The 14,855-nt window shown below is 58.3% G+C and carries 12 protein-coding genes and 1 pseudogene; 9 read left to right on the forward strand and 4 right to left on the reverse strand.

Going from position 1 to position 14,855, the window contains the following annotated elements; genetic code table 11:
- Positions 1 to 9 precede the first annotated feature (9 nt).
- From GUC22_RS25515 to GUC22_RS25540, 6 genes are all read left to right on the forward strand, one after another.
- Positions 10 to 417, forward strand: a complete 408-nt coding sequence (locus GUC22_RS25515) for a mannose/fructose/sorbose PTS transporter subunit IIA (protein WP_024360174.1) — start codon at positions 10 to 12, stop codon at positions 415 to 417.
- Positions 417 to 911 (forward strand): mannose/fructose/sorbose PTS transporter subunit IIB, encoded by a 495-nt coding sequence (locus GUC22_RS25520; protein WP_154964211.1) that lies wholly within the window; start codon positions 417 to 419, stop codon positions 909 to 911. Before GUC22_RS25515 ends, GUC22_RS25520 begins: the two co-directional genes overlap by 1 nt.
- 188 nt (positions 912 to 1,099) lie before the next feature.
- On the forward strand, positions 1,100 to 1,897 hold the full coding sequence (locus GUC22_RS25525; RefSeq protein WP_049087459.1) for a PTS mannose/fructose/sorbose transporter subunit IIC: 798 nt from the start codon (positions 1,100 to 1,102) through the stop codon (positions 1,895 to 1,897).
- Between the two features lie 11 nt (positions 1,898 to 1,908).
- Positions 1,909 to 2,733: a PTS system mannose/fructose/sorbose family transporter subunit IID gene (locus GUC22_RS25530; RefSeq protein WP_004137598.1), complete on the forward strand. Its 825-nt coding sequence runs from the start codon at positions 1,909 to 1,911 to the stop codon at positions 2,731 to 2,733.
- Between the two features lie 123 nt (positions 2,734 to 2,856).
- A complete protein-coding gene (gene sorE / locus GUC22_RS25535) occupies positions 2,857 to 4,086 on the forward strand; it encodes an L-sorbose 1-phosphate reductase (protein WP_024360173.1) in 1,230 nt (409 codons plus the stop codon).
- On the forward strand, positions 4,079 to 4,888 hold the full coding sequence (locus tag GUC22_RS25540) for a shikimate 5-dehydrogenase (RefSeq protein ID WP_049131418.1): 810 nt from the start codon (positions 4,079 to 4,081) through the stop codon (positions 4,886 to 4,888). Before sorE ends, GUC22_RS25540 begins: the two co-directional genes overlap by 8 nt.
- A 63-nt stretch (positions 4,889 to 4,951) precedes the next feature.
- Here the strand turns inward: GUC22_RS25540 and GUC22_RS27580 are convergent.
- Positions 4,952 to 5,047: pseudogene (locus tag GUC22_RS27580) on the reverse strand (taxon MazF); the annotation flags it as partial.
- A 171-nt stretch (positions 5,048 to 5,218) separates the two neighbouring features.
- Here GUC22_RS27580 and pepE point away from each other — a divergent pair.
- Entirely contained in the window at positions 5,219 to 5,908 is a 690-nt protein-coding gene (pepE, locus tag GUC22_RS25545) for a dipeptidase PepE (protein WP_004138468.1), read from the forward strand.
- Positions 5,909 to 6,103: 195 nt separating this feature from the next.
- Here pepE and GUC22_RS25550 read toward each other — a convergent pair whose 3' ends face one another.
- The gene (locus GUC22_RS25550) at positions 6,104 to 7,735 is read right to left on the reverse strand and encodes a Na/Pi cotransporter family protein (protein ID WP_004127714.1); all 1,632 of its coding nucleotides are present in this window, start codon (positions 7,733 to 7,735) and stop codon (positions 6,104 to 6,106) included.
- A 185-nt stretch (positions 7,736 to 7,920) separates the two neighbouring features.
- On the reverse strand, positions 7,921 to 11,604 hold the full coding sequence (gene metH, locus GUC22_RS25555) for a methionine synthase (protein WP_024360170.1): 3,684 nt from the start codon (positions 11,602 to 11,604) through the stop codon (positions 7,921 to 7,923).
- Between the two features lie 196 nt (positions 11,605 to 11,800).
- Between metH and iclR the strand changes: the two genes are divergently transcribed.
- Positions 11,801 to 12,628, forward strand: coding sequence for a glyoxylate bypass operon transcriptional repressor IclR (gene iclR, locus GUC22_RS25560; protein WP_024360169.1), 828 nt, complete (start codon positions 11,801 to 11,803; stop codon positions 12,626 to 12,628).
- 9 nt (positions 12,629 to 12,637) lie between these two features.
- Positions 12,638 to 13,042, forward strand: coding sequence for an ASCH domain-containing protein (locus GUC22_RS25565; RefSeq protein ID WP_102136219.1), 405 nt, complete (start codon positions 12,638 to 12,640; stop codon positions 13,040 to 13,042).
- 13 nt (positions 13,043 to 13,055) lie between these two features.
- Here GUC22_RS25565 and aceK read toward each other — a convergent pair whose 3' ends face one another.
- Positions 13,056 to 14,798: a bifunctional isocitrate dehydrogenase kinase/phosphatase gene (aceK, locus tag GUC22_RS25570; protein ID WP_154063340.1), complete on the reverse strand. Its 1,743-nt coding sequence runs from the start codon at positions 14,796 to 14,798 to the stop codon at positions 13,056 to 13,058.
- Positions 14,799 to 14,855 lie beyond the last annotated feature (57 nt).

Below are 14,855 nucleotides of genomic sequence, written 5' to 3' on the forward strand. Positions count from 1 at the left end.
GGGGGGGAAATGGTTAACGTCATCTTCTGCGCCCACGGCCAGCTAGCCTGCGCCATGCTCGACTCGGTGCGCATGGTCTACGGCGATGTCAACGTTAGCGCCGTGGAATTTGTACCGGGAGAAAACGCGGGCGATATCGCCGATAAGCTTGAAAAGTTGGTAAGTACTCACAAAGAGGAGGAGTGGCTTATCGCCGTCGATCTCCAGTGCGGCAGCCCGTGGAACGCCGCCGCCGGGCTGGCGATGCGCAACCCGCGGCTCCGGGTCATCAGCGGCCTGTCGCTACCGCTGGCTCTGGAGCTGGTGGATAACCAGCAAACGATGCATGCGGAAGAACTGTGCCAACATCTTGAGACCATCGCCAGCCAGTGCTGCGTCACCTGGCGGCAGCCGGAAACCGTTGAGGAGGATTTCTGATGAACATTACGCTCGCGCGCATTGACGACCGCCTGATTCACGGCCAGGTCACCACCGTTTGGTCAAAAGTGGCTAACGCCCAGCGCATTATTATCTGTAATGACGACGTTTATAATGACGACGTTCGCCGCACGCTGCTTCGCCAGGCCGCGCCTCCGGGCATGAAGGTCAACGTGGTGAATCTTGAGAAAGCCGTCGCCGTTTATCACAACCCGCAATATCAGGACGAAACCGTTTTTTATTTATTCACCAACCCGCAGGACGTACTAATCATGGTGCAGCAGGGCGTCAACATAGCCACCCTGAATATTGGCGGCATGGCCTGGCGTCCGGGTAAAAAACAATTAACCAAAGCGGTCTCATTAGACGAAGCGGATATTAATGCCTTTCAGCAGTTAGATAAGTTGGGTGTTAATCTTGATTTACGCGTCGTAGCCTCGGATCCGTCAGTTAATATTCTCGATAAAATAGCAGAGCAGTCCGTAACAGAATAATAAAAGGCTCCTGTTTTATTACACACTGTCATTCTGGATGCATCGCGGCGACAAATGAGCGAGTCACCAGCAGCATAGATAACTATGTGACTGGGGCGAGAAAGTGTCGTCAACAAAGAGGCAGCCTGAAGGACAGCGTGTAAATGCCGTAACAGGCAGGGATTTCTATACCCTCAAGGTGAAAAATTATGGAAATAAGTACCCTACAAATCATCGCCATATTTATTTTTTCCTGTATTGCCGGGATGGGCAGCGTGCTGGATGAATTCCAGACTCATCGCCCATTAATCGCCTGTACCGTGATTGGCTTAATTCTCGGCGATTTAAAAACCGGGATTATGCTCGGCGGCACGCTGGAGCTGATCGCGCTCGGCTGGATGAACGTCGGCGCGGCGCAGTCTCCGGATTCGGCGTTAGCCAGCATTATCTCCGCTATCCTGGTGATTGTCGGCCAGCAAAGTATCGCTACCGGAATAGCGATTGCGCTGCCGGTCGCCGCGGCGGGCCAGGTGCTCACCGTGTTCGCCCGTACCCTTACCGTGGTGTTTCAGCATGCGGCGGATAAGGCAGCAGAAGAAGCGCGCTTCGGGACAATCGATCTGCTGCACGTATCGGCGCTGGGCGTTCAGGCGCTGCGCGTCGCCATTCCCGCACTCATCGTTTCTCTGTTTGTCAGCGCGGATATGGTCAGCAATATGCTCAACGCCATCCCGGAATTCGTTACCCGCGGTCTGCAAATCGCCGGCGGTTTTATCGTGGTGGTCGGCTACGCCATGGTGCTGCGCATGATGGGCGTGAAGTATCTGATGCCCTTCTTCTTCCTCGGCTTCCTTGCGGGCGGCTATCTCGATTTCAGCCTGCTGGCCTTCGGCGGCGTAGGGGTCATCATCGCGCTGATTTATATCCAGCTCAATCCACAGTGGCGCAAATCCGAACCGCAGGCTGCCGCCACCTCTTCCACCGCCCTTGACCAGCTTGACGACTGATGGAGCCCAACATGGAACAGAGAAAAATTACCCAAGGCGACCTGGTGAGCATGTTTCTGCGCTCCAACCTGCAGCAGGCGTCATTCAACTTCGAGCGTATTCACGGGCTTGGCTTTTGCTACGACATGATCCCGGCCATCAAGCGCCTCTATCCGCTGAAGGAGGATCAGGTCGCCGCGCTGAAGCGCCATCTGGTGTTCTTTAACACCACCCCGGCGGTGTGCGGGCCGGTGATTGGCGTGACCGTCGCGATGGAGGAAGCGCGGGCCAACGGCGCCGCTATCGACGATGGCGCCATCAACGGGATCAAAGTCGGCCTGATGGGGCCGCTGGCCGGGGTGGGTGACCCGCTGGTGTGGGGCACGCTGCGGCCGATTACCGCCGCCCTCGGCGCTTCGCTGGCGCTCTCCGGAAACCTGGTTGGCCCGCTGCTGTTCTTCTTTATTTTCAATGCGGTGCGTCTGGCTATGAAGTGGTACGGGCTGCAGCTTGGCTTCCGTAAAGGGGTCAATATCGTCAGCGAGATGGGCGGTAACCTGCTGCAAAAACTGACCGAAGGCGCCTCCATTCTTGGCCTGTTTGTGATGGGCGTGCTGGTCACCAAGTGGACCACTATCAACGTACCGCTAGTGGTCTCGCAAACGCCGGGCGCCGATGGCTCGACCGTCACCATGACCGTACAGAACATCCTCGATCAGCTCTGCCCCGGCCTGCTGGCCCTGGGCCTGACCCTGCTGATGGTGCGTCTGCTCAATAAGAAAGTGAACCCGGTATGGCTGATTTTCGCCCTGTTCGGTTTGGGGATACTCGGTAACGCGCTGGGCTTCCTGTCCTGATTATTCCGCCCCGGCGATGCCGGGGCTACTTCAACAAGTTAGCCCCAACAGATTTCGCAGTACGGCAAGGCGGCAACCGAACGTACCCGTAATGTGAAAGATGAAGGGGATGAGGTGGTAAACATGCAAACAACAGCCCTGCGCCTGTATGGCAAACGCGACCTGCGCCTGGAAACCTTCGAACTCCCGGCGATGCAGGATGATGAAATCCTCGCCCGGGTGGTCACCGACAGCCTGTGCCTCTCCTCATGGAAAGAGGCGAATCAGGGCGAGGACCACAAAAAGGTGCCGAACGATGTGGCGACCAACCCGATCATCATCGGCCATGAGTTCTGCGGGGAAATTATCGCCGTCGGCAAAAAGTGGCAGCACAAGTTTCGCGCTGGTCAACGCTATGTTATTCAGGCCAACCTGCAGCTGCCGGATCGCCCGGACTGCCCCGGCTATTCCTTCCCGTGGATCGGCGGCGAAGCCACCCACGTGGTGATCCCCAACGAGGTGATGGAACAGGATTGTTTGCTTTCCTGGGAAGGCGATACCTGGTTTGAAGGCTCGCTGGTGGAACCGCTTTCCTGCGTGATCGGCGCGTTCAACGCCAACTATCATCTGCAGGAAGGCAGCTATAACCATGTGATGGGCATTCGCCCACAGGGGCGCACGCTGATCCTCGGCGGCACCGGCCCGATGGGGCTGCTGGCTATCGACTACGCGCTGCATGGCCCGATCAATCCGGCGCTGCTGGTGGTCACCGACACCAATAAGCCCAAGCTCAGCTATGCGCGCCAGCACTATCCCTCCGAGCCGCAAACGTTGATTCACTATCTTGATGGGCGTGACGCCAGCCGCGAAACGCTGATGGCGCTCTCCGGCGGCCACGGTTTTGACGATATCTTCGTCTTCGTCCCAAATGAACAGCTCATCACCCTGGCTTCCTCGCTGCTGGCCGCAGACGGCTGCCTGAACTTCTTCGCCGGTCCGCAGGATAAGCAGTTCAGCGCGCCGATCAATTTTTACGATGTGCATTACGCCTTTACCCACTACGTTGGCACCTCCGGGGGCAATACCGACGATATGCGCGCCGCCGTCGCGCTGATGCAGGCGAAAAAAGTCCAGACCGCGAAGGTGGTGACCCATATTCTGGGGCTGAACGCGGCGGGCGAGACGACCCTGGATTTACCGGCGGTTGGCGGCGGTAAAAAGCTGGTCTATACCGGGAAAAATATCCCGCTGACGCCGCTGGGAGAAATCCGCGATCCGCAGCTGGCGGCGATCATGGAGCGCCATCACGGTATCTGGTCAAAAGAGGCGGAGGAGTATCTGCTGGCCCACGCGGAGGATATTGCTCATGATTAATCGCGATACGCAGCTGTGCATGTCGCTGGCCGGTCGCCCGGGCAACTTCGGCACCCGCTTTCATAACTATCTGTATGAAAAGCTCGGGCTGAATTATATCTATAAAGCCTTTACGACCCAGGACATTGCCGCGGCGGTAAACGGCGTGCGCGCATTAGGCGTTCGCGGCTGCGCGGTCTCGATGCCGTTTAAAGAGAGCTGTATACCGTTTCTCGACGCGCTTGACCCTTCGGCAAAGGTGATTGATTCGGTCAACACCATCGTCAACGACGACGGCAGGCTGACCGGGCTGAATACTGACTATATCGCGGTAAAAAGCCTGATTGACAGCCGTCGGCTCGACGCCTCCGCCAAAGTGATGATCCAGGGCAGCGGCGGGATGGGCAAAGCGGTCATCGCCGCCTTCCGCGATGCCGGTTTCCGCGATGTGATTATCGCCGCCCGCCATCGCGAGCGCGGCCTGGCGCTGGCGAAGCAGTACGGTTTTCAGTGGCAGCCCAGGCCGGAGGGAATCGCGGCGGATATTCTCGTTAACGTCACCCCGCTCGGTATGGCGGGCGGTGCGGAAAGCGAAACCCTGGCCTTTAGCCAGACAATGGTGGAACGGGCCGCCGTGGTATTTGACGTGGTCGCGCTACCGCCGGAAACCCCGCTTATCAGGCTGGCGCAGAGGCTGGACAAGCGCGTTATCAGCGGCGCGGAGGTGATTGCCCTGCAGGCGGTGGAGCAGTTTGCGCTCTACACCGGCGTGCGTCCGGACGCGGCGCTTGTCGCTGAAGCCGCGGCCTTTGCCAGAGGGTAGGGGCAAAACGGAGAGCGCCAGGGAGGGCGCCCTAATAACCGTTGTTCAGAAAGTCGATTGCAGTAGGACATTCGCGACCGGATGCTGCAGGTTGATTAAATAAGGGAAAACCTTTTTACCGCTTCCCGTATTCTCATAAGCGCAATATTGTTCCCTCAGAACGACCTTTGAAAATCACTCAACGAACCGTTTTCTTCTACCCATTGGTTAATCGTATCATCGCCGTTCCGCTATGCTCAGCGCGTCTCAGCGTGAGCCACGTCAGCAAGCGGTAAGATATCCTGTGATAACATCCCTGCCCGAATAATCATCTGGCCAAATGGAGAAATGATGGAACTGCTGCTATTGAGTAACTCAACGCTGCCGGGCAAAGCCTGGCTGGAACATGCGCTGCCGACCATTGCCGGGCAGCTAAACGGCCGCCGTTCTGCGGTATTTATTCCTTTCGCCGGGGTAACGCAAACCTGGGACGATTACACCGCGAAAACCGCCGCCGTCTTCAGCCCAATGGGCGTCACGGTCACCGGTATTCACAGCGTCGCGGACCCGGTGTCGGCGATTGCGAATGCGGAGATAGTTATCGTCGGCGGCGGCAACACCTTTCAGCTGCTGAAAGAGTGTCGCGAACGCGGCCTGCTGGCGCCGATGGTGGATGTGGTGAAGCGCGGAGCGCTGTATATCGGCTGGAGCGCGGGCGCTAACCTGGCCTGTCCGACGATTCGCACCACTAACGATATGCCGATTGTCGACCCTAACGGTTTTGCTGCGCTGGGGTTGTTCCCGCTGCAAATTAATCCGCATTTCACCAACGCGCTGCCGGAAGGCCATAAAGGCGAGACCCGCGAGCAGCGGATCCGCGAGCTGCTGGTGGTTGCGCCAGAGCTGACGATTATCGGTCTGCCGGAAGGCAACTGGATTCAGGTGACGCAGGGCCACGCCACCCTCGGCGGCCCGAATCCGACGCTGGTGTTCAGAGCCGGAGAAGAAGCAGTAACCCTCAACGCTGGCCATCGTTTCTGATCCCTGCTTGCTCTTGTCCCGGAGGCGGCGCGTTGCGCCTGTCCGGGCTACCGTTCCGCAGATGTCCGTGGGCCAGCGCATTCCCCGGGTTGCGGCGTAAACGCCTTACCCGGGCTACCGGCCCGCAGACGGCGGTAATCCTGTAGCCCGGCTAAGCGCAGCGCGAACCGGGGATGTCAGGCGGCTCATCAGCGCTTAATAATCATCGCGCTCATCGTCCTCATCCGGCTGCTCCATCACGCTATAGGCTACTGAGCAGAACAGCGAGTTAAGACGTTTCATATCGCCCAGCAGCGCGAGGTGCAGCGTACTGGTTTCAATACTCTGCACGTTTTGCTGATGCAGGCGGTCAACGTGCGCGTGTGAGTAGCGGCGGTTCATAATGCGAAAACGATGCTTGCTGCGTCGCAGGCGGCGGGCGCTCGGCACGTCGCCGGAGAAGAAGACCGACATCGCCAGCTGCAGATTGCTGAGCAGCTGATCGTAGAGCGCGTCCAGCTCTTTCAGCCCCTCCATAGAGAATGCGCGGCGCGCGGCCAGCGATTTATCGGCGATTTCGCTCCCCATCCTTTCGACAATATCCGAAGCCTGCTCGAGGTTGAGCGCCATTTCGATAATTTCCGCCCAGCGGCGGGACTCCTCATCCGCCAGCTCCTCTTTCGGCATCCGCGCCAGATAGAGCTTAATCGCGGTGTAAAGCACGTTGATATCATCCGCCATCCGCCGTAGCTCTTTCTCCTCACGCGGCTCGCCGTGCATCACTTTACGCAGGCTTTCCAGCATCTGCTCCATGGCATCGCCGATACGCAGGGTTTCACGGGCGGCATTGGCCAGCGCCAGCGCGGGCGTATCCAGCGCCGAAGTATCCAGGTGCTTCGGCTTCAGTCGCGCATCCAGCTCCGGCTCATCGCGAATCAGACGCTTACAGAGATTCGCCATCGGCCCGGCGAACGGCACCATGGCGATACAGCGGATCAGGTTGTAGAAGACGTGGAAATAGATGACCAGCTCGGATTTTTGCAGCGGGAGTTCATCCATGACGTTTGCCAACAGATGCACAAACGGCAGGATAATCAGGCTGCCCACCAGCTTAAACAGCAGGCTGCCGAGCGCAACGCGGCGCGCGGCGGCATTGGCGCCGCTGTTGTTTAACATGGCCAGCAGTCCGGAGCCGAGGTTGGCGCCGATCACCAGGCACAGCGCCACCGGAAACGAAATCACGCCGGTGGCGGTTAACGTCGCGGTCAGCAGCACCGCCGCCAGACTGGAATAGCTGATGATGGCAAACACCGCGCCGATCAGCGCATCCAGCATAATATCGCCGGTCAAAGAGGCGAAAATCACCTGTACCCCGTTGGCCTGGGTGATGGGATGCACCGCCTGGACGATCAGCTCCAGCGCCAGCAGAATCAGTCCTAAGCCAATCCCCACGCGCCCGAGCTGGCCCGCGCGCGTTTGTTTGCGGCCAAGGAAGAAAATCACGCCGATAAAAATCAGCAGCGGCGAAAGCCACGACAGGTCGAAGGTCAGCACCCTCGCCATCAGCGCGGTACCGACGTCAGCGCCCAGCACCATCACTAGCGCAGGGGCCAGCGCCACCAGATCCTGGGCGACAAAAGAGGTGACCAGCATGGTGGTGGCGTTGCTGCTCTGGACCAGCGCGGTAACGCCGATCCCCGCGCAGAAGGCGAGCGGTTTTTTCTCTACGCTGCTGCTGAGCACGCTGCGCAGGCGAGCGCCGTAGACGCGCATCACGCCAGTACGGACGATATGGGTGCCCCACACCAGTAGAGCGACGGCGGACAACAGGTGTAGCAGAGTTAACACGGAATCAGCTTCTCCTTATATTTATTCGTTCCCGAACTCATAAACCGTTACAGGCCGGATGGCGCTTCGCTTATCCGCTCCACAACGATCTCAAGCTCTTAAGTATAAGGGTTTACGCTCAATAAAGAGACAGGGCGCTCATTGAGCGCCCTGTTAGTTGTAAGAAAAGGTGACCACTTTACAAATTAATCAGCGTCATACCCCAGATTAGGCGCCAGCCAGCGCTCCACTTCCGCCACGCTCATTCCTTTTCGTAACGCGTAGTCTTCCACCTGATCGCGCTGAATTTGCGCCACCGCGAAGTACTTGCTGTCAGGATGGCTAAAGTACCAGCCGGAAACCGACGCGCCGGGCCACATGGCAAAGGACTCCGTCAGCTTCATGCCGGTGTGTTTTTCCACCTCCAGCAGCGCCCAGATCGTCGCCTTTTCAGTGTGCTCCGGGCAGGCCGGATAGCCCGGCGCCGGGCGAATCCCCTGGTAGTTCTCGCGGATCAGCTCTTCGTTGCTGAGGTTCTCGTTCGCCGCATAGCCCCAGTAGACCTTGCGCACCCGCTCATGCAGATATTCGGCAAAGGCTTCCGCCAGGCGGTCGGCAATCGCCTTCACCATAATCTTGTTGTAATCATCGTGCTGCGCTTCGTAGGCGTCGGCCAGCGCGTCTTCCTCAAGGCCGCCGGTCACCGCAAAGGCGCCGATATAATCCGCTTTTCCTGACAGTTTCGGGGCGACAAAATCCGCCAGGCAGTAGTTGGCAAAACCAACTTTTTCGGTCTGCTGGCGTAAATGATGCCCCACCGTCAGCACGTGCGTGCGAGTTTCATCGCGATAGATTTCGACATCGTCGCCGACCCGGTTAGCCGGGAACAGCCCCACTACGCCTCGCGGATTCAGGGTCTTCTCGGCGCTGAGCTTATCCAGCAGCTCATTGGCATCGCTGAACAGGCGCTTCGCCTCTTCGCCCACCACTTCATCTTCCAGAATGCGCGGATATTTCCCGGCCAGCGACCAGGTCATAAAGAACGGCGTCCAGTCGATATAGTTACGCAGGGTTTCGATACTGGCTTCCACTTCCTGCACGCCCAGGCGATGGGCCACCGGCGGCGTATAGCTTTCCCAGTCAAAGGCCAGATCGTTATCGCGCGCGGCTTCCAGCGTGACCGGCGGGGTGCGCGGCTTTTTACGCCCGTGCTGAATACGTACCGTTTCGTACTCTTTGCGGGTTCGGGCGACAAAATCATCACGCTGGGTCGCGGACAGCAGCGCAGCGACCACGCCGACGGTACGCGAGGCGTTCTGTACGTAGACCGTCGGGCCGCTGTAGTTCTGCTCGATTTTCACCGCCGTATGCGCTTTCGAGGTAGTGGCGCCGCCGATCAGCAGCGGAATAGTAAAGCCCTGACGCTCCATCTCCTTCGCCACGTTGACCATCTCATCCAGCGACGGCGTAATCAGCCCGGAGAGGCCAATCAGATCGGCGTTCACTTCACGGGCGGTTTTCAGGATTTTATCCGCAGGCACCATCACGCCAAGATCGACGATTTCGTAGTTATTACACTGCAGCACCACGCCGACAATGTTCTTACCGATGTCGTGAACGTCGCCTTTCACGGTGGCGATCACCATCTTGCCGTTGCTGGAGCCTTTCTCTTTGCTGGCTTCGATATAGGGTTCAAGGTAGGCCACCGCCTGCTTCATTACGCGGGCGGATTTCACCACCTGCGGCAGGAACATTTTCCCCTCGCCGAACAGATCGCCGACCACGTTCATGCCGTCCATCAGCGGCCCTTCGATAACCTCAATCGGACGCGCGGCCTGTTGGCGAGCTTCTTCGGTATCCAGTTCGATAAATTCGGTAATGCCCTTCACCAGCGAGTATTCGAGGCGTTTTTTGACGTCCCAGCTGCGCCACTCCGCCTGCTGGGCGTTGGCAGTGTCATCCGTTTTGCTGCCGCGATATTTTTCCGCCAGATCGAGCAGGCGTTCGGTGCCGTCATCGCGGCGGTTCAGAATCACATCTTCAACCGCGTCGCGCAGCTCGGCGGGCAGATCGTCGTAAATCGCCAGTTGGCCGGCGTTGACGATACCCATATCCATACCGTTGCGGATGGCGTAGTAAAGGAATACCGCGTGAATCGCCTCGCGCACAGGGTCGTTGCCGCGGAAGGAGAACGACACGTTAGAAACGCCGCCGGAAATGAGCGCGTGCGGCAGTTCGCGTTTGATATCTTCGCAGGCGCCGATAAAGTCCTGGGCGTAGTTGTTGTGCTCTTCAATTCCGGTCGCCACGGCGAAAATATTCGGGTCAAAGATGATATCTTCCGGCGGGAAACCCACCTCTTCGGTGAGAATTTTGTACGCCCGGCGGCAAATTTCAATTTTCCGCTCGCGGGTATCGGCCTGGCCCACTTCATCAAAGGCCATCACCACCACGGCGGCCCCGTAGCGGCGCACCTTTTTCGCGTGCTGGATAAACGGCTCAACGCCCTCTTTCATCGAGATGGAGTTAACGATGCCTTTACCCTGAATACACTTCAGGCCTTTTTCGATAACTTCCCATTTGGAAGAGTCGATCATAATCGGCACGCGGGCGATATCCGGCTCACCGGCGATCAGGTTGAGGAAACGCGTCATCGCCGCTTCGGCGTCGAGCATCCCCTCATCCATATTGATATCGATAATCTGCGCGCCGCTTTCGACCTGCTGGCGCGCTACATCCAGCGCTTCGTTATATTTTTCTTCTTTAATCAGGCGCTTAAATTTCGCCGAGCCGGTGACGTTGGTGCGTTCGCCAACGTTCACAAACAGGCTGTCGTCGCCGATATTCAGCGGTTCAAGGCCGGAAAGACGGCAGGCTACCGGAATTTCCGGCAGCTGGCGCGGCGGCAGGCCGGCCACCGCGCGGCTCATGGCGGCGATATGTTCCGGCGTGGTGCCGCAGCAGCCGCCGACAATATTCAGGAATCCGGCTTCAGCCCATTCGCGAATTTGCGCCGCCATCGTGTCGGCGTCCAGATCGTATTCACCAAAAGCGTTTGGCAGACCGGCGTTCGGGTGGGCGGTGACGTAGCACTCGGCGATACGCGACAGTTCCTGCACGTACTGGCGCAGCTCATCCGGCCCGAGGGCGCAGTTGAGGCCGAACGTCAGCGCATCGGCGTGGCGCAGCGAGTTATAAAAAGCTTCGGTGGTCTGGCCGGACAGCGTGCGCCCGGAGGCGTCGGTGATGGTGCCGGAGATCATAATCGGCAGATCGACACCCAGCGCTTCGAACTCCTCTTTAACCGCAAAGATCGCCGCCTTGGCGTTGAGGGTATCGAACACCGTCTCAATCAGAATCAGATCCGCCCCGCCTTCCACCAGCGCTTTGGTGGATTCACGATAGGCTTCCACCAGCCCGTCAAAGGTGATGTTGCGGTAGGCCGGGTCGTTGACGTCCGGAGAAATAGACGCGGTGCGGTTAGTCGGGCCGAGAACGCCTGCGACGTAGCGCGGTTTTTCCGGCGTGCGGGCGGTCCAGGCATCGGCGCTGGCGCGGGCCAGTTTCGCCGCCGTAAAGTTGATCTCCGCCGACAGGGATTCCATCTGGTAATCCGCCATCGCGATGGTCGTCGAGTTAAAGGTGTTGGTTTCAATGATATCCGCCCCGGCCTCGAAATAGGCATCGTGGATAGCGGTTATCACTTCCGGCTTGCTGAGAACCAGCAGGTCGTTGTTGCCCTTCAGGTCGCACGGCCAGTCGGCAAAGCGTTCGCCGCGAAAGTCCTGCTCACTCAGACGATAGCTCTGGATCATGGTGCCCATGCCCCCATCCAGAACCAAAATACGTGCTTTTAACTGCTGACGCAGTTGCTCAACTTTGCTGCTCACACTCGCTCCCGACAACGCTCAACCAGACCGAAAAAACTCAACAGACCATACTGGCACAAACCGAAGGGGTGGAAAAGAGAACAGCGGGCAAGATGAGACATGTTCAGCTTCACTCATCCGATCAGTCGGGTAGTGATTGCATTATCGCCAAATAAAACGAAAATCATTTCCACGATACAGAAAAAAGGAGTCCGCGATGGCGACCCCCGCTCCCGCAAAACGCGGCAGAAAACCTGCCTCTCCCGCCGCCGCTCCGGCTGGCGGACAAGTTCAGTCCCTGACTCGCGGACTGAAACTGCTTGAATGGATTGCTGAATCCCACGGCAGCGTGGCGCTGACCGAGCTGGCCCAGCAGGCTGGTTTGCCTAACTCCACGACGCACCGCCTGCTGACGACCATGCAGCAGCTGGGTTTTGTTCGTCAGGTCGGTGAGCTGGGACACTGGTCGGTAGGCGCGCATGCTTTCGTCGTCGGCAGCAGCTTCCTGCAAAGCCGTAATCTGTTGGCGATCGTCCATCCGATTTTGCGTCAGCTGATGGAAGACTCCGGCGAAACGGTTAACCTCGCGGTGCTGGACCAGAGCGACCATCAGGCGATTATTATCGATCAGGTGCAGTGTACCCAGCTGATGCGCATGTCGGCGCCGATTGGCGGTAAGCTACCGATGCACGCTTCCGGCGCCGGAAAGGCGTTTTTGTCGCAACTGAGTGAAGATCAGGTCACCGGTCTGCTGCACCGTCAAGGCCTGCACGCTTATACCCACGCCACGCTGGTATCGCCGGTGCATCTGAAAGAGGACCTGGCCCAGACGCGCAAACGCGGCTACTCGTTTGATGATGAAGAACACGCGCTTGGCCTACGCTGCGTGGCGTCATGCATTTATGATGAACATCGTGAGCCGTTCGCCGCCATCTCTATTTCCGGGCCCATTTCCCGCATTACCGATGATCGCGTGACCGAGTTCGGCGCGATGGTGATTAAGGCGGCGAAAGAAGTCACGCTGGCCTACGGCGGAGTGCGCTAAATGAGCGATCTGAAATCCTACTGGCAGGATAAATACCCTTCCGCTTTTTGCTGGTCTTTCGGCGATTCCGCGGCGCTGGCCGACGAGCTGGCGGCCCTGGTCGTCGCGGGGAAAAAGCGCGGCACCTGCGGCTCGCTTGTCAGCTATCAGCAGGAACAGCCGCCCGTGACGCCAGGGGCATATCACATTGTGCTGGACGGCAAAGGAAAAGCCGTCTGCGTGATACGCACCCTGACGCTCAGGCTCATCCGTTTTAACGAAATGAGCCCGGAGCTCGCCGCGCTGGAAGGCGAAGGCGATTTGAGCCTCGCCTACTGGCAATCGGCGCATCAGGCCTTCTTTGAACGAGAGGGCACCTGGGCGCCGGATATGGAGCTGGTATACGAAGAGTTTACCGTTATCGAAGCGGCCTGAGCCAGCCCGCCTGTTACCCCGCCTGCTGCAGATTGCCATAGCGCACGCAAAAGCGCTGGCGGCGGCGATAGGCGTAAACATCTTCCACGTGGCCGTTGCGGATGCGCGTTTGCAGCTCCCGCCAGTAGTCGGCGCGCAGCAGGTCGGCATGCATCTCTTCAAATAGCGGCCCGATGCGCGGATCGGCGCACAGCCAGTGGCGAAACTCTTCCGGGAAAACATCGCCCGGCGAGACGCTATACCAGGGCTCGCTGGCGAGTTCATCTTCCGGGTAGCGCGCCGGCGGGATCTCGCGGAAGTTCACTTCCGTCATATAGCAAATTTCATCATAATCGTAGAACACCACCCGACCGTGACGCGTGACGCCAAAGTTTTTAAAGAGCATATCGCCGGGGAAAATATTGGCGGCGGCCAGCTGTCGAATGGCGTTCCCGTACTCCTCCACCGCATCGCGCAGCGCCTGACCGTCGACCTGCTCCAGCCAGATATTGAGCGGCACCATCCGCCGCTCGATATAAAGATGGCTGATAGCGATGCGATCGCCGAGATCGGTAATTTTCGCTCCGGCCTCGGTTTGCAGCAGGGTCATCAGTTCGGGCGCAATTTGCCGTTTCTCCAGCATGAAGTTCTCAAACTCCTGGGTATCGGCCATCCGTCCCACGCGGTCGTGCTCTTTGACCAGCTGATAGCAGGCGCGCACGTGGGCGGCGGTCATCTCTTTTTGCGGCGCGAAGCGGTCCTTAATGACCTTAAATACCCGGTCAAATCCCGGCAAAGTAAACACCAGCATCACCATTCCACGGATCCCCGGCGCTTCAATAAATTGCTCATCGCTGCGGGAAATGTAGTGCAGGTATTCCCGATAACTCTCGGTTTTCGCATGCTTCTGGCAGCCAATCGCCATATACAATTCGGCGGTGGTTTTACCCGGGAGAATCTCGCGCAGCCACTCAACCAGCGCGCCGGGCAGCGGCGCGTAAACCATAAAATAGGAGCGGGCGAAGCCAAAAACGATGCTGGCTTCGGCGTGCGTCGTCAGACAGGCATCGACAAACAGTTCACCTTCATCGGAACGATGGATGGGGAGAAGAAAAGGCAGCGTCGCCATCGGCGTGACGAGTTTACCCACCAGCCAGGCCGCCTTATTGCGATAAAACAGTTCATTCGCCACCTGCAGATGCGAGCGGGAAAGCAGCTCGCTGCCGAGCGCTTCCTGCAGGCAAGCGGTGATATATCCTATGTCGCGCGCGCTGTTTTGCCACGGCAGACGGAGAGGAAGATCGGATAACACTTTGCGTAATAACGTGTCCCAGCCCCGGTTCGGGAAGAAATCTTTAGCCAGCGGCCGCGGGATGGAACGTAAGCGCCGCTCCGGCTGCGAGCTGAAAATAAAAAGCCGCTCGGGAGTCAGCGAGCGGTGGTCAAACAACCGGCAATAGACGGAATTAAAAAAGCTCTCCGCAATTTCGAAGCGAGGGTAATCCGGCAGCAGGCGGGTATAGTGCTCTTTCACCCGCAGCAAAAATTCGGTATCGGTATTTTTACCATCGGTAATGCAGCGCAGCTGTTCGACGACCAGGCCGACATGGTGATCGTAAAGGTGAATACGCTGCTTCATCGCCTGCTGGACGGCATGCCAGTCAGCCTGTTCAAAGCGCTGCTGGGCGCCGGAAGTCACTTCAAGAAAACGACCATATTGGGCGTCAAAACCCTGCAAAATAGTTTGAGCAATCAATAATTCCAGGCCACGCGTCATCGCTTTCCCCCATCCAGCATCCGGTCATGCCGGTTGGCGCGTACGCTTATCCGGCCT

This window comes from Klebsiella sp. MPUS7, from assembly GCF_009905335.1.
Classification (GTDB): domain Bacteria; phylum Pseudomonadota; class Gammaproteobacteria; order Enterobacterales; family Enterobacteriaceae; genus Klebsiella; species Klebsiella grimontii.

What these genes read in the sequence shown, in the direction of transcription:
- GUC22_RS25515 (WP_024360174.1), top strand. Translation starts at nt 10, where the DNA reads ATGGTTAACGTCATCTTCTGCGCCCACGGCCAGCTAGCCTGCGCCATG.
- GUC22_RS25520 (WP_154964211.1), top strand. Translation starts at nt 417, where the DNA reads ATGAACATTACGCTCGCGCGCATTGACGACCGCCTGATTCACGGCCAG.
- GUC22_RS25525 (WP_049087459.1), top strand. Translation starts at nt 1,100, where the DNA reads ATGGAAATAAGTACCCTACAAATCATCGCCATATTTATTTTTTCCTGT.
- GUC22_RS25530 (WP_004137598.1), top strand. Translation starts at nt 1,909, where the DNA reads ATGGAACAGAGAAAAATTACCCAAGGCGACCTGGTGAGCATGTTTCTG.
- sorE (WP_024360173.1), top strand. Translation starts at nt 2,857, where the DNA reads ATGCAAACAACAGCCCTGCGCCTGTATGGCAAACGCGACCTGCGCCTG.
- GUC22_RS25540 (WP_049131418.1), top strand. Translation starts at nt 4,079, where the DNA reads ATGATTAATCGCGATACGCAGCTGTGCATGTCGCTGGCCGGTCGCCCG.
- pepE (WP_004138468.1), top strand. Translation starts at nt 5,219, where the DNA reads ATGGAACTGCTGCTATTGAGTAACTCAACGCTGCCGGGCAAAGCCTGG.
- iclR (WP_024360169.1), top strand. Translation starts at nt 11,801, where the DNA reads ATGGCGACCCCCGCTCCCGCAAAACGCGGCAGAAAACCTGCCTCTCCC.
- aceK (WP_154063340.1), bottom strand. Translation starts at nt 14,798, where the DNA reads ATGACGCGTGGCCTGGAATTATTGATTGCTCAAACTATTTTGCAGGGT.